The organism is Nodosilinea sp. LEGE 07088 (assembly GCF_015207395.1).
Lineage (GTDB): Bacteria > Cyanobacteriota > Cyanobacteriia > Phormidesmidales > Phormidesmidaceae > Nodosilinea.
The window spans coordinates 15,640-29,806 of sequence record NZ_JADEWX010000016.1 but is presented as its reverse complement, the minus strand read 5'-3'; the positions used below and the strand labels follow the sequence as shown (position 1 = coordinate 29,806).

Below are 14,167 nucleotides of genomic sequence, written 5' to 3'. Positions count from 1 at the left end.
GGGAGGAATAGCTCTAGGATGGGAAAGCCTGATCACCTTTGGCCGCTACAGACTCACGCTAACGATCGCGATCAGCAGCATAGATGCTGTTGCACCAACCCAATCTTTGCTACGGGTCTTGCCGCCGAAGGTTGCTGATTTTAAAGTTTTGCGTTTGATTATTTCATGTAACTCCCGTAGCATGACGGGGATACCCATACGGTCTCTATGAAAATTCTTCTGGTCTATCCGCTATTTCCTAAGAGCTTTTGGTCTTTTGATAAAACCCTGGAGTTGGTTGGTCTCAAGGCTCAGCTCCCGCCCCTGGGATTGGTGACCGTTGCGGCCATTTTGCCCCAGACCTGGGAGTACAAGCTGGTAGACCGGAACGTGCGCGAGGTGCGTGACGATGAATGGCGCTGGGCCGATATCGTGATTATTTCGGCCATGATCGTTCATCGGGCCGATTTTTTAGATGCGGTACAAACTGCCAAGCGCTACGGCAAGCTGGTAGCGGTGGGTGGCCCCTATCCGACATCCATGCCCCATGAATCTGAGGCTGCCGGAGCCGATTTTCTAGTGCTGGACGAAGGGGAAATCACGTTACCCATGTTTGTCGAGGCCGTCGAGCGGGGCGATCGCAGCGGCACCTTCCGCTCTGGCGGTGAGAAGCCCGATGTCACGATCACCCCGATCCCGCGCTACGACCTGCTGGAGATGGATGCCTACGCCGAAATGTCGGTACAGTTTTCGCGAGGCTGCCCCTTCCAGTGTGAGTTTTGCGACATTATTGTGCTTTACGGGCGCAAGCCTCGAACTAAAGCGCCCGAGCAACTGCTGGCCGAGCTCCAGTACCTCTACGATCTGGGCTGGCGACGCAGCATCTTTATGGTGGATGACAACTTCATCGGCAACAAGCGCAACGTTAAGCTATTACTCAAGGCGATGAAGCCCTGGATGGAAGAGCACAGCTATCCCTTCTCCTTTGCGACTGAGGCCTCGGTAGATCTGGCTCAAGATCCTGAGCTGATGCAGATGATGGTCGACTGCAACTTCGGCACCGTATTTTTAGGGATTGAAACTCCCGATGATGACAGCCTCAACATGACCAAAAAATTTCAGAATATGCGGGATCCGCTGTCTGAATCGGTCATGTCTATCGCTCGCGCCGGACTGCGGGTTATGGCCGGGTTTATCGTCGGGTTTGACGGCGAAAAATCTGGGGCGGGGGAACGCATTTACCAGTTTGTCGAGCAGACGGCGATTCCTACGGCATTGGTCAGTATGCTGCAAGCCCTGCCCGATACAGCTCTATGGCACCGACTCGAAAAGGAGGGCCGACTGCTGGGCAAGAGTGCCGACATCAACCAAACCACGCTGATGAACTTTGTGCCCACCCGGCCTATTGAAGACATCACCGAAGAGTTTATTCAGGCGTTTTGGAGCCTCTATGACCCCTTGGTCGTGCTCAACCGTACGTTTCGCCACTTCTTGATGCTGGGCGAAGCCCAGAAGAAAAACTACAAAAACCGCACCATCTCAGCTGGGGCTCCCGATATCAACTGGGCTACCATGCGCGCCTTTTTGATTGTGGTATGGCGTCAGGGGGTGCTGCGCAAGACTCGCCTGCGTTTTTGGATCAACCTGGCCATTATTCTATGGCGCTACCCAGGCGTGGCCGCTAACTATGTATCGGTGTGTGCCCAAGCCGAGCACTTTTTGGATTTCCGCCAGATTGTGCGGCAAAACATTGAAGAGCAACTGGCCGCCTATATTGAAGCCAAGCAGCAAACTGAGGCGGCGGCGTCCACTCCAGTGTCAGTTGCACTACCGGTGAGCTAACCCCTTTAGTCGCTGAGCTCTAAGTTTCAGGCCCGCTGGTTCTCCTGTGGGCTTTGTCTCTGTACCAACAGGCATGGTGACCAAAGGCGTTGACCCATGTGTGCTGAGGATATTTTCTGTAGCGTTCCTCAGGGCAGACCAAAAGTTCACTGCCAAAAGCTCACTGAGAAATCTGAGCAGCACCGGAAGCTCGCCTACTAACCCATGGGGTTTTCCCAGATATAGCGCTATATCTGGGAAAAATTCAATTTCAAGACGCTACAGCTAAAGAATGATCCGCTATTATGGGTCACCATTGGGGCACCTTGCCGGGCTCAGGTGAGAATCTGCCGATGCGTGCTGGGTTCAATCTCTGGGTTGGGGCAAAGGTGCTGGTCTACGTCCTCTCTTGCTAGCAAAAGGCTGATTCCATGGTTCAAGAACTTCCTCGTACCCGGCAGCAGGGGCCTTTCCCTGAGGCGGCTCCAGCGGCGTTTCCCGTGTTTTATCGCACCTACAGCCGCCGGGGCGAGGTGGTAGAAGGGGAGCGCGAAACCTGGGATCAAGTGTGCGATCGCACCCTAGCTGGGCTAGTGGAATTGGGTCACCTCACGCCCGACGAAACGGCGTTGCTCAAACGCATGCAGCGCCAGGTGAAGGCGCTCCCCTCGGGGCGCTGGTTGTGGGTAGGCGGTACGGCCTGGAGCAAGCAGCCCGAAAACTTCTCGGGTGCCTACAACTGCACCAGCACCGACGTTGTCGATTGGCGTGCCTTTGGTCTAATGATGGATCTAGCCATGATGGGCTGCGGTACCGGGGCCATTCTAGAACCCAAATACATCAACCAGATTCCTGCCATTCGCAACCATCTAACGGTAACCATGGCGGGCGGCATTGGGGAGACTCCGGCGGGCGATCGCCGCGAACAAACCGACGTCACTATAGAAGGCAACCAGGCCACAATTTGCGTTGGTGATAGCCGTCAGGGCTGGGTCAAGTCGTACCAAACGCTGCTAGAGCTATCGACCGACGACCGCTTCAACGGCGAGGTTAGCGTCGTTATTGACCTGCGAGACGTGCGGCCTGCCGGAGAAAAACTCAAGGGCTTTGGCGGGGTGGCTAACCCCGTGCGCCTGTCGCTGCTCTACGATCGCTGCGCGACGATTCTCAACAAAGCTGTGGGCCGCCAGCTCAATTCTGTCGAGTGCTGTCTGCTGATCGACGAAGCCGCCGCCTGCGTTGTCGCGGGCAACATTCGCCGCAGCGCCGGTATGCGCCAGTTTGATAGCCAAGATACCCTGGCCGCCAGCGCTAAAGATAACCTCTGGCAGCAGGATGCCGAAGGTAACTGGCGCATTGACCCCGAGCGCGACGTGCTGCGCATGGCCAACCATACCCGCGTCTTTCACACCAAGCCTAGCCTGCAAGACTGCATCGACTCGGTGCGCAAGCAGTTTTACTCCGGTGAAGGGGCCATTCAATGGGCTGGAGAAGCCAAGCAGCGGGCTGGCGCGGATGACCGTTACGGCCTCAACCCCTGTGGTGAAATTTTGGGGGCCAATTTCCACTGCAACCTAGCGGAGGTTCACCTCAACCAGCTGGATCCACAAAATCTACAAGACCAAGAAGATGCCTTTACGGCGGCGGCGCTCTCTGTCGCGGTATTGCTCAACCACCAATTTGCCGAGCCTCGCTACCAAAAGTCTCGTCTAGAAGACCCCATTGTCGGGGTTTCCTTCACCGGGTTGTTTGACTTCTTTGTCAATGCCTTTGGGGTCGAGTGGTTGCACTGGTGGGAGACAGGTCGCCCTGACACTATGCAGGGACTGGACTTCAAAGCTAAGGAGCAAGCCTACCTCAGCCGCTGGAACGGCATCGTACACCGAGTCGTGGGCGAGTACTGCGATGCCCACGGGCTCAAGCGCCCCAACCGCTGCACCACCGTCCAACCGGCAGGTACCAAATCACTGCTGACGGGCGCTAGCCCGGGCTGGCACCCGCCCAAGGCCCAGCGCTTTATTCGCCGCATCACCTTCCGCAAAAATGACCCGGTGGCTATGGCCTGTATTGACTATGGTTACTCGGTGGTGCCCTCTCAGTCTGACAAAGACGACAACGGCAACTTGCTCAGCGATCCCTTCGATCCCCGCTGTACCGAATGGCTAGTGGAAATTCCGGTCGAGGTGCCCTGGGCCAATCTGCCCGGTGCCGATGAGATTGCGATCGAGAAATTTTCGGCCGCAGCCCAGTTTGACTTCTATATGCAGGTACAAAAGCATTACACCACCCACAACACCTCTGCGACGATCGAGTTTCGTGAGCCCGAGTTGGAGTCACTGGCCGAACGCATTTACCAGGCGATACAGACCGATGAGGGCTATATTTCTGCCGCTTTGCTGGCTCGGTTTGACGACCTGCAAACCTTCCCACGGCTACCTTTTGAGCCGATCAACAAGGCTGACTATGAAGCTTTGCGGCAGCAAGTTGAGGCCCGGCGCGGCACGGATAATTTTCATGCGGCCCTGTCTCGCTATGATGCAGGCGAAGTTATCGAGGCGGGGCCGGCCGGCTGCGACTCTGACAAGTGCATGCTGCCAGAGAAGAAGCCTAGTTAGCTAGAGCAATAAAAGTACAAAAAAGCGACCTTGATTCAGTTGAGGTCGCTTTTTCGTGCCATGGCTCAACGCTGGATGACGCTAAATAATGATGGGGAATCAACCGACAATCAGCTGAGATCGCTAATGTCGTCTAGCCCTTCGAGCTGCTCATCGGAGACATTATCGGTGTCGGGAGCGTTGAGTAGAGCTTCGAGGTCAAGCTCCGCCTCGGCACCAAAGTCAGTGTCGAAAGCCTGCATATCGTCCTGAATATCACCAGCTGGTGGATTATCGTCTAATAGGGCGTCGAAATTCAGCTCATCAGAGCTGCCAGAAGTCCCTCCAGACAGACCGAAAATATCATCATCCTGCGTGTCCTGATTGTCTGATAGGGTCTCTAAGTCAAAACTTTCGACGGTTTCATTGCCTAAATCACCTAGAGCGTCGTCAGCGGAACCGAATATATCATCGGCTGCCGTATTTTCACCTTGATCATTCAACAGCGCCGATAGATCGGCTAGCCCGGCATCATTAGCTTCGACCTCAGATACATCGAGGCTACTAGTTTGCGTGTCTTCTGCTTGGTTTTCTGCTGAAGCCTGCTGCTGCAATTCACTGTCCCACTCATTCAGGTCACCATCGGCAGCTGAATCCATGGAATCTGCCTCAGGGGAGAGGTCGAGGGAGAGGTCGGAGGAGACATCATCTTCTAGCTCGTCAAAGCCTAGACTATCGCGGCTAGCAGCTGGGTCCGTCATCTCGGCGGTGTTTAGCTCTGCATTGATACCGAGATCTAATTCACTTTCTGCCGTGATGAGGGCTTCGGCAATTAGCCCCTCAGTGATTAATTCTTCGGCGATTGGGGATGAGCTAGTCACGGGTGAGGTCTGCAATGCCTCATAGCTTTGATCGAGCTCCTGGGTGCGCTGGGCAAGCTGATTTTGATAATGCTCGATTTCAGCCGCTAGTCTTTGGTCATACTCTTCTCGTAAACTGGCTTCTAGCTCACGGCGCAGGTTTAGCTCTAACTCGCTGGGAGTAGGGGCAAGCTCTGGTGAAGCCGTAGGCTGGGCCATTTGTAAGCGGGCCTCGTACTCCTGCTCAAGTTGGGCCATCCGCTGGGTCATGTCGTCTTGGTATTCAGCAATCCGCTCCGCCAATCGCCGATCATAGTCGGCCTGAAGTCGTTCCTCTAACGCGGCCAGGTTCGTTGCCTCTAGGCCAACGCTGGCCGGTGAATTGATGCGCTGCGGGTTGTCCTCAGGTTGGGGGTGCGATCGCGCTGCGGCGAGCTTTGCTTGCAAATGTTGCTCGTAGGCCTGCTGAATTTTGGCGGCCGCTTCTTTTAGACGAGTTTCGTACTGTTTGCGAATGCGCTGTTCGGTCAGGCTATCGACTTCAGCCAGGGCAACGCCCTCCATACCCTGGCGAGCGCGGTACTCAGACTCTAGTCGACTGCGCTGCTCTTCTAGCTGGATCTGGTACTGCTCCATTTTCTCAGACAGCTGAGCCTCGTAGTCTTTTTGTAGCTGCTGAGTCGCATCCCGCAACCGTTGCTCATGTTCAACCGCTAGGTCTTCTTGACGTTTTTGGCTGCGCTGCAAGGTCTCGGTCAACTCATTGATCTGACCCTGACGCAGGTAATAGCCCACAATGACGGCCAGTAATAGACCAATTAACCCGGCAACAATCAGACCCTGCGTAAGTTGAGGCATGGTGTATCTTCCCCTGTAAGACTAAACGACGAGCCGTAGAGCATCCACGCCTGAGGGGCGAAAACCACCACCTAACCCGCTTTAATGGCAGCTTTTGAGCCGCCAAATATTGACACCCAATGATATACGCTGCGCCAGATTTGGGATCTCAATCTTTATGTTACTAGCGGCTGTAAGCACGACATTTGAGCGCGCACAGCTGCCCAAATTAGTCAGCTGATTGAGCCTTCCAGGGGCGATCGCACCGCCGTGACAGTTTATGACCAAGGGTCGTGGTGCAGGGCAGTACCTAGGAGTCATCCTCTACAATAGACCTAGAGCCAAGGCGCTGAATCGAGCCGGTTTAGCGTCGTTGCTGTCGTCGGTTTGACCCACTATCTTTTTGCGTATGCCCTATTCTCCCTACCCTGAGTCTGCGATCAATGGCGATGTTTCTCAGGCCGCCCCGATGGACGATGACGCGCTTCGGTTAGCCTATGCCGTTGCGGCGGCTGCCGATGAGCGCAAGGCGGGGAACATCACCATTTTGCAGGTAGGAGATGTGTCATATTTAGCCGACTATTTTGTCATCGCTACGGGCTTTTCGGCGGTGCAGGTACGGGCCATCACTCGCTCCATTGAAGCAGCCCTCGAAACTGACCACAACCGTCGACCACTGCGGGTTGAAGGGCAGGGCGAGGGCAGCTGGATCGTGATGGACTATGGGGAAGTGATCGCCCACATTTTTATGCCCGAAGCGAGAGATTTCTATGACTTGGAGGCTTTTTGGGGCCACGCCAATCAGATTCTCTATCAACCCGCTAGCCACCAGGTTGGTTCGGCTCAGGTTTAGCCTGCGATCGCCCCCGTGTTCAGCCAGTAGAGTGCCTAAATTCTCAGGAAACAATTCCTATTGACGGGCAATTCGTTTAGGCTAGAGCTATATTTTGCAGTGTCAGTGACCATGCCCCAACGATGCCCAGTACCGGCTGAGCAGCAGCCTCTTAACGAATATCAAGATGTGCAAGGGTCGTGGTTTTACGGCTGGGGTAGTCGTAGTTGGAGCGGCTATATTAAGCCGCTCGTTTGGCTCTGGGTATCGGGCTGGTTAGTGGCTGGGCCGATGGCTGCCGCCAGCTTCGCACCGGCTAAGCATCCCTTGCCCTTTGGGCTGAGCGCTGCTATGGGCGCGTTGGTGCTACCGCTGCTGGCCCTGCTACAGCTCTATGTCGGCTGGGCCCACGTGGGGGGGCGTTTGCGGCAAACCACCGTGCCCTACGAAGAATCGGGCTGGTACGACGGCCAGCTATGGGTCAAGCCCGAAGATGTGTCAAACCGCGATCGCTTGATCGTAGACTACCAGGTACGGCCTGTGCTCCAGCGGGTGCGCCGGACGCTGGGGATTATCGCCTTAATGCTAGCCCTCGGGCTGATTACTTGGCCGCTGCTCTAGCGACTACCGCCGCCATAGATTTATTATTCACCACCGCAGAGCCTCCACTATGACCAGCAGTCGAGTTAATCGGCACCACACCAAAACGCTAGAGATTCAGCTGTTGCGGGAAGGCATCGCAGAATCTCATCACCTTGCCCATGTGGCGGTGTGCGACAACCGAGGTCGTACCCTGTCGATAGCGGGCAACGGCGAGCTAGGCACGTTTATTCGCTCAGCTTTAAAGCCTTTTCAGGCGCTGGCTGTAACCGCATCGGGAGCCCTAGAGCGCTACGCCCTCGACGATCGCGATTTGGCAATCATGTGCGGTTCGCACCAGGGCAACATTGAGCAGGCCCGTCAGGCCTTTCATATTTTGTGGCAGGCCGACCTCGACCCAACAGCCCTGCGCTGCCCCACCCCCGTCGGCAAAAAAAGCCCCTTAGAACACAACTGCTCTGGCAAACATGCTGGCATGCTAGCCGTTTGTCAGCAGCGTAGCTGGCCCCTTGAGAGTTATCTTGACCGCAACCACCCGGTACAAAAACTCATTCTTGCCCGGATTGCAGAACTGTTGGGCATGCCCGCCGACGAGTTTATCTGTGCCCACGACGACTGCGGTGCACCGACTTACTTTATGCAGCTCAGCCAAATGGCAACCCTGTTTGCCATGCTGTCTTCGGGCAATAGCTTAGAGATGGAGCGCATCGTGCGCGCGATGACCCACCATCCTGACATGGTCGGTGGCCCCGATACCTTCGACACCGGCCTAATGGAAATCACCAATGGCGCTTTGGTCAGCAAGTCGGGGGCCGAAGGCATTCAGTGCATTGGTCGGGTCGGGGAAGGCCTGGGCTTAGCCATTAAGGTAATCGATGGGGCTAAGCGAGCCAAGTACGCCACCGCCATCTTTGCACTGCGACAGCTCGGCTGGATTTCACCCACCGCCGCCGACACCCTGGCTGAGACCTATATGAAAATTGGTGATTTTAAGCGTTTAGACGTCATTGGCGATCTACCCATGATGTACTAAACGCTTCATACCAAGAGCTTGAGCAATTGACATCACTCCAAAACTCTCGCTTAGAGTGTTCCAACTAAATACCTATCCGGTGTCTCTCCGCGACCGGCCCAGTGGGCCGAGTTCGCGATCCTGATCGGAATGTTTTTTAGGTGGAATACTCTTAGAGAAAATTGATTGTTAATAGCGAACATTTATCGCTATACTAAATAAGCCGACGCGGGGTAGAGCAGTCTGGTAGCTCGTCGGGCTCATAACCCGAAGGTCCATGGTTCAAATCCATGCCCCGCCACCATCGAATAAAAAGGGTTTCTAGACCGGTCTAGAAACCCTTTTTATTTGCCTATCTTGGCCAATGTCCCCCCCATGGGCGATAGTGCATAGACAGCGGTGAATTTTGTTGAATCTGTCGAGGCCAGCAGTCATGGCTCAGCCCAAGATTATTGTTTTAGACGATGACCCGACTGGTTCTCAGACAGTGCATAGCTGCCTGTTGCTGTTGCAGTGGGATGTGGAGACTCTACGCCAGGGCCTACGCGATGCATCGCCGATTGTGTTTGTGTTGACCAACACCCGAGCGCTGACCCCGGCAGCGGCTGAAACGGTGACTCGGCAAGTGTGTCAAAACCTGAAACAGGCGATCGCCTTAGAAGCCATCGCTGACTTTTTGGTGGTCAGTCGCTCTGACTCTACCCTGCGAGGGCATTACCCGGTTGAGACCGATGCGATCGCCCAAGAACTCGGCCCCTTCGACGCTCACTTTTTAGTCCCCGCCTTTTTTGAGGGGGGCCGCATCACCCGCGACAGCATCCACTATCTGATGGTCGAGGGCGTTCCCACCCCTGTCCACGAAACTGAGTTTGCTCAAGATTCGGTCTTTGGCTACAGCACCAGTTACCTCCCCGACTACGTGGCCGAAAAAACGGCTGGCCGCATCCAGGCCCAGGCCGTCGAGCGCTTTACCCTGGCCGATATTCGCAGCGGCTCCCTCGATCGCTTACTGACCCTAGAGGACAACGTTAGCTGCGCCGTCGATGGCGAAACCCAGGCCGACCTCGATCAGTTCGCCCGCGATATTCTCACCGCCGCCGCCCAGGGGAAACGCTTTTTGTTTCGCAGTGCCGCCAGCATTCTTACCGCCCTGGCGGCCCTCCCTCCCCAGCCCATTGACGCTACCCACATGAGTCGCTACGTGCGCGGTGGCGTCCCCGGGGCCATCATTGTGGGTTCCCACGTTCAAAAGACCACCCAGCAGCTAGCGCAACTACTCGAAGAGTCTGGGGTCAGGGGCATTGAGGTCAACGTAGCTGAGCTGCGCGATGGTGGCCCCGCTGCCCCCAGCCAGATCCCTGACGATATCCTGAGGCAGGTAGCCGCTACCCACCGCAGCGGGCAAGTCCCGGTCGTCTACACCAGCCGCCAAGAGCTGGGGTTCGATACCGTGCAGGCCCGTCTCGACTTTGGCGTTGAGGTATCGTCTCTGTTGATGGAGGTGGTTAAAGGGCTACCCACCGACATCGGCTTTTTGATCAGCAAGGGTGGGATTACCTCCAACGATACCCTCAGCACCGGGCTCGCTTTGCAAACGGCTCGTCTGCTGGGGCAAATTTTGCCTGGGGTATCGGTCGTGCGCACCCCAGCCGACCACCCCCAATTTCCCGACTTGCCGGTGGTGCTTTTTCCCGGCAATGTGGGGGATGAGGGGGCCCTAGCGCTGGCCTATCGGCGGTTGATGGGGATATAAGGTGATACTAAGCACAAGCTAGGCCTGGTAAAGCCCTCGGCTCTAAACCGCCAAGAGGACGTCTTCAATGGGCTTGGGCAAATCGATCGGGTAGAAACGACTGGCTGCAAAAGCATCGTCGTCACCACTTTCATCGACAATTCGCATCAGCCCGTTGGCCATGGCATCGTCATCTCGAATAGAGCGATAGATTTTGCCGATTTCTAGAGATGCCTCATAGTCGGCATTGTTGCGGCAAACTACAAACTGAATATCTACGCTGCTGGGCTGGGAACAACGTCTTGCCAATCAGGTGAACGCTTGGTCACCGCCTGCCCCTGAGGACCGTGAGGTCACTCTAGAAGGTGACGAAGTGTACGCTCGTGGCGGCGAGAACCTTCTCCCCGTTCAGGAAACACCCCCCCAGCCATGGCGATAGGGCTCTGCTCTAGACCTGTATCAACTCAGGAAATCCTTTGCATGAGAGGGTTTCGATGCATCTCCTCTTAACAGACCAGTGCCGACTCCCTACCCTGTGGCTATCGAACAGCAAATGCAACGGTACTACATCTCGTTGTCGGAGAAAGACCGACGCCGCTATGCCGCCATCGAAGCCGTGAAGTTAGGCCATGACGGGATCAGCTACATCAGTCGAGTGCTGAACTGTGACTATCGACTGAGTTTATCGAGGGATTCCCTAGGCTCTCCACTCACTGACTCACTCTACCGTCTTGCCGCCTGGCGATCTTCCCGCAGATCTTCGATCAGCTGCGCCAGCTGATCGCTACTGGTGTGATAGACCTGATTGCAGAAGTGGCAGGTAGCCTCGGCCCCATCGTCTGTTTCAATCATGTCTTGCAGCTCATCTTCACCCAGCATCTTCAGCGCCCCCAACATGCGTTCAAACGAGCAGGGGCAAGCAAACTGCACCATCTGGGTCTCGGGCAAAATTTCCAAGCCAAGGTCGCCGACTAAATCAGCAAAGATCTGGGGCAGCGTCTTGTTAGCGCGCAGTAGGGGGGTAAACCCGGTCAGGTTAGCCAGGCGGCTTTCGATCAGGGCCACCATTTCGCTGTCTTCGGCCGCGCGGGGCAAAATTTGCAGCAGCAATCCGCCCGCAGCCTCCACTCCGTGAGCACCCACAAAGACACCTAATACCAAAGCCGAGGGGGTTTGCTCTGAAGTCACCAGGTAGTGGGTCAAGTCATCCCCAATTTCTCCAGAGACTAGCTCTACAGTGCTGGAGTAAGGATAACCATAGCCCATATCACGTACCACGTAGACATAGCCGTGGCGCCCTACCGCACCGCCAACATCCAGCTTGCCCTGGGCGTTGGGAGGCAGCTCAATGGCCGGATTATCGACATAGCCTCGAGCCGTACCATCCATGCCAGCATCGACTAAAATGCCACCTAACGGCCCATCACCGCGCACGCGAATATTGACTCGCCCCTGGGGCTGCTTCATGCTGGAGGCCAGTAAAAGGCCGGCGGACAGTGTGCGCCCTAGGGCTGCCGTAGCCACGTAGGATAAGTTGTGCCGCTGCCGGGCCACCTCGGTCAATCGGGTGGTAATGACTCCCACCACCCGTATACCGCCATCGGCGGCAGTAGCCCGAATGAGTTGATCTGCCATGCGCTCCCTAGCCTTGCTTAATATTGCTTCGTATATTGTAGAAGGTTTAGATGCCAGAGATTTGAGCGGGTTGCAGACGCGGCAATGCTGTTCCAGTAATGTCCCGAGTCTGCTATTTCATCGGGTTTCTTTTGGCATACTGAGAGATGTTGTTTGCGGGCACACCACCACCCTATGCTAGGCACATTTCAGCACAGTCGCCTTCGCATCGAAGTCGAGGCTACCCGAGGACACATCCAGGCCAGTTTGGTACAGCCCAGCAAATTTAGCCACTGGCTTTGGCCCCAGCGCTTTAGCCAGGGTCTGCCCACCGAGCTCTACGACGGCTTAAAATTCATCAGCTACCTGGGCCCGGTTGAAATTCACCATGAAGTCAAGCAGATCAGCGATCACGGCCTGCGGCTGCTGCTTTCTGGCGCGATCGATGGTTTCCATGAATGGTACTGGGGTGACCAATGGGTGCAATCACGGCTGGAGGGGGTCTCTGCCCTCCCCATCAACCTAGGGCAAAGTCTGATCATGATGCAGCTACGACAATACCTGCAACGACCTACACCATGAGGCTGGTTAAGGCTGCTGCAGGAACAAATGGAGCGTTAGGGCCGGTGTATCTGCCCCAAGATCTGCACCAGTTCATCCAGGAACTGGGCCTGGGCTTTAATAATGCGCTGCCGAGCCTCATCGAGGTGGAACCAGGCGGCCTGGTCGATCTCAGGGAACTCTCGCCACACCCCGGAATGAGGTGGCCACTCTAGGGTAAACATGTTGCTACGCAAATGGGCAGGGTCGAAATTGCCTTCAAAAGCCCAGGCAAAGACGAGTTTGCCGCCTGCCTGGCGCACGGGTTGTAGAGGGCAAAAGTCTCCTTGGGGCACTTGTCCGGTCTCTTCACAAAACTCGCGCTTGGCAGCGGCAAAAATGTCTTCTCCGGGGTCAACTTCACCCTTAGGAATGGTCCAGGCCTGCCAGTGGCGGTTGACCCAGTATGGCCCGCCAGAATGCACCAGTAGAACCTCTAGGCGCTCCGGGTTGCGATACATGAGTAGCCCTGCACTCTTTTTAGCCATGCCTGCGATCGCGCATTATCCTGACATGAGTGGTCACCTAGTCGGCCATGCCCCATTTCCAGACTACCGCTGGAAGTCGGCAGATACCCAGCTTCGACCCTGTCATCAGATGGCCCCAAATGGTCAGACATCACTGTAGCCAAATCAATTGACTCTCAACCAAACCTCACCTGTAAGAATCGAGAAAAATCTGTCAAGGCCCCAATCCTTGGCCTAGCATACCTATAGAATAGATTTCCAAAACCCCATCTCAGCAGATTTAATCTGCTTTAGCTCATTCACGGCTTTTAACCAATCCTGCCATGCCTTACCAGTACGATTTTGGCCCCGGCCAACGGTTATATCTCGATAACTCTGGTGATATCACTACGATTACCCTCGCCAGCGGCAGTGCCGGGCAACAGCAGCAATCTAGCACCCAGGTACAGACAGGCCCTTGGGTAGAGATGCCACAGATTGCTAAGGCAGGCAGTGGCGCAATCGTGCGTTGTATTACCCCCCAGGGTACGTTTATTTGGCAGGTTCAGGGTATGCAAATCGCGGCTGCCCAGGCCACGGCTTGGCCTGCCGATCAAGCCCAGCCGATGCAGCCTGTCGTGGCTATGCCCCCGCCCGCCATGCAGCCGATGCCACCCATGCAGCCAATGGCTCCTATGCAGATGGGGGATATGCAGATGGGGGATATGCAGATGGGGGATATGCAGATGTCAGCCAACCCTATGACGATGCGGATGGGCAATATGACTCTCGGCATGGAAAAAACCGCTGCCCCTACGCCCAGCGCCCAAAAATTTTGTACCCAGTGTGGGGCAGCGGTCGAGCCCAGCGATCGCTTTTGCGGTAGCTGCGGTCATCAGCGGCAGTAGCAATCAACAACATACGAGGAACATTCTCCTCCCCCTGTTTTGTTGCCTGCGAACATTCCATGCGCAGCCTAGGGGATGCACCTTAATCGGGAGGAAGCTTGTGCCGCCACGATGGCACTGGCTTGTCAGCAGGCCATCTTAGATGGAGGATTGAATCCATGCTTGATTGCCGAGACCCATGGCAGAGCAACATCAGTCGAAAACTGGAAAAGTTTTATAAGTTCACCATTACCAAAGGATGCTCGCCATGGCCACACCATCTTCCTCAGGCTGGTACCCTGAAATAAGCACGGGACAAGAGCGTGATGGAATGCACCTCATGACACCGCATA

At 55.6% G+C, this 14,167-nt stretch carries 13 protein-coding genes and 1 tRNA gene; 9 read left to right on the top strand and 5 right to left on the bottom strand.

Going from position 1 to position 14,167, the window contains the following annotated elements:
- Positions 1 to 45 precede the first annotated feature (45 nt).
- Positions 46 to 198: a hypothetical protein gene (locus IQ254_RS06360; protein ID WP_193965334.1), complete on the bottom strand. Its 153-nt coding sequence runs from the start codon at positions 196 to 198 to the stop codon at positions 46 to 48.
- A gap of 9 nt (positions 199 to 207) precedes the next feature.
- Between IQ254_RS06360 and IQ254_RS06355 the strand changes: the two genes are divergently transcribed.
- Together IQ254_RS06355 and nrdJ are read left to right on the top strand one after the other, a co-directional pair.
- A complete protein-coding gene (locus IQ254_RS06355; RefSeq protein WP_193965333.1) occupies positions 208 to 1,821 on the top strand; it encodes a B12-binding domain-containing radical SAM protein in 1,614 nt (537 codons plus the stop codon).
- A gap of 410 nt (positions 1,822 to 2,231) precedes the next feature.
- On the top strand, positions 2,232 to 4,415 hold the full coding sequence (gene nrdJ, locus IQ254_RS06350; RefSeq protein ID WP_193965332.1) for a ribonucleoside-triphosphate reductase, adenosylcobalamin-dependent: 2,184 nt from the start codon (positions 2,232 to 2,234) through the stop codon (positions 4,413 to 4,415).
- A gap of 110 nt (positions 4,416 to 4,525) precedes the next feature.
- Here the strand turns inward: nrdJ and IQ254_RS06345 are convergent, their stop codons facing one another.
- The gene (locus tag IQ254_RS06345; protein WP_193965331.1) at positions 4,526 to 6,112 is read right to left on the bottom strand and encodes a hypothetical protein; all 1,587 of its coding nucleotides are present in this window, start codon (positions 6,110 to 6,112) and stop codon (positions 4,526 to 4,528) included.
- A 388-nt stretch (positions 6,113 to 6,500) separates the two neighbouring features.
- Here IQ254_RS06345 and rsfS point away from each other — a divergent pair, with 388 nt between their 5' ends.
- The 5 genes from rsfS to IQ254_RS06320 all read left to right on the top strand — a co-directional run bounded on the left by rsfS (position 6,501) and on the right by IQ254_RS06320 (position 10,288).
- A complete protein-coding gene (gene rsfS / locus IQ254_RS06340) occupies positions 6,501 to 6,944 on the top strand; it encodes a ribosome silencing factor (protein ID WP_193965330.1) in 444 nt (147 codons plus the stop codon).
- 111 nt (positions 6,945 to 7,055) lie between these two features.
- Positions 7,056 to 7,544 (top strand): CGLD27 family protein, encoded by a 489-nt coding sequence (locus tag IQ254_RS06335; RefSeq protein WP_193965329.1) that lies wholly within the window; start codon positions 7,056 to 7,058, stop codon positions 7,542 to 7,544.
- A gap of 49 nt (positions 7,545 to 7,593) precedes the next feature.
- Complete coding sequence (locus IQ254_RS06330; RefSeq protein WP_193965328.1) at positions 7,594 to 8,556, top strand: asparaginase; 963 nt, start codon at positions 7,594 to 7,596, stop codon at positions 8,554 to 8,556.
- A 206-nt stretch (positions 8,557 to 8,762) separates the two neighbouring features.
- Positions 8,763 to 8,839 (top strand) — tRNA-Met (locus IQ254_RS06325).
- A 129-nt stretch (positions 8,840 to 8,968) separates the two neighbouring features.
- Complete coding sequence (locus IQ254_RS06320) at positions 8,969 to 10,288, top strand: four-carbon acid sugar kinase family protein (protein WP_193965327.1); 1,320 nt, start codon at positions 8,969 to 8,971, stop codon at positions 10,286 to 10,288.
- A 42-nt stretch (positions 10,289 to 10,330) separates the two neighbouring features.
- Here IQ254_RS06320 and IQ254_RS06315 read toward each other — a convergent pair whose 3' ends face one another.
- Positions 10,331 to 10,576 (bottom strand): hypothetical protein, encoded by a 246-nt coding sequence (locus IQ254_RS06315; RefSeq protein WP_228040244.1) that lies wholly within the window; start codon positions 10,574 to 10,576, stop codon positions 10,331 to 10,333.
- Positions 10,577 to 10,990: 414 nt separating this feature from the next.
- Positions 10,991 to 11,902, bottom strand: a complete 912-nt coding sequence (gene hslO, locus IQ254_RS06310; RefSeq protein ID WP_193965326.1) for an Hsp33 family molecular chaperone HslO — start codon at positions 11,900 to 11,902, stop codon at positions 10,991 to 10,993.
- Between the two features lie 174 nt (positions 11,903 to 12,076).
- On the opposite strand from hslO, the gene IQ254_RS06305 reads away from it, so the two are divergent.
- Entirely contained in the window at positions 12,077 to 12,463 is a 387-nt protein-coding gene (locus IQ254_RS06305; RefSeq protein ID WP_193965325.1) for a hypothetical protein, read from the top strand.
- 35 nt (positions 12,464 to 12,498) lie between these two features.
- On the opposite strand, the gene IQ254_RS06300 is transcribed toward IQ254_RS06305, so the two are convergent.
- On the bottom strand, positions 12,499 to 12,969 hold the full coding sequence (locus IQ254_RS06300) for an NUDIX domain-containing protein (RefSeq protein ID WP_193965324.1): 471 nt from the start codon (positions 12,967 to 12,969) through the stop codon (positions 12,499 to 12,501).
- 302 nt (positions 12,970 to 13,271) lie between these two features.
- Here IQ254_RS06300 and IQ254_RS06295 point away from each other — a divergent pair, with 302 nt between their 5' ends.
- On the top strand, positions 13,272 to 13,835 hold the full coding sequence (locus tag IQ254_RS06295) for a zinc ribbon domain-containing protein (protein ID WP_193965323.1): 564 nt from the start codon (positions 13,272 to 13,274) through the stop codon (positions 13,833 to 13,835).
- Positions 13,836 to 14,167 lie beyond the last annotated feature (332 nt).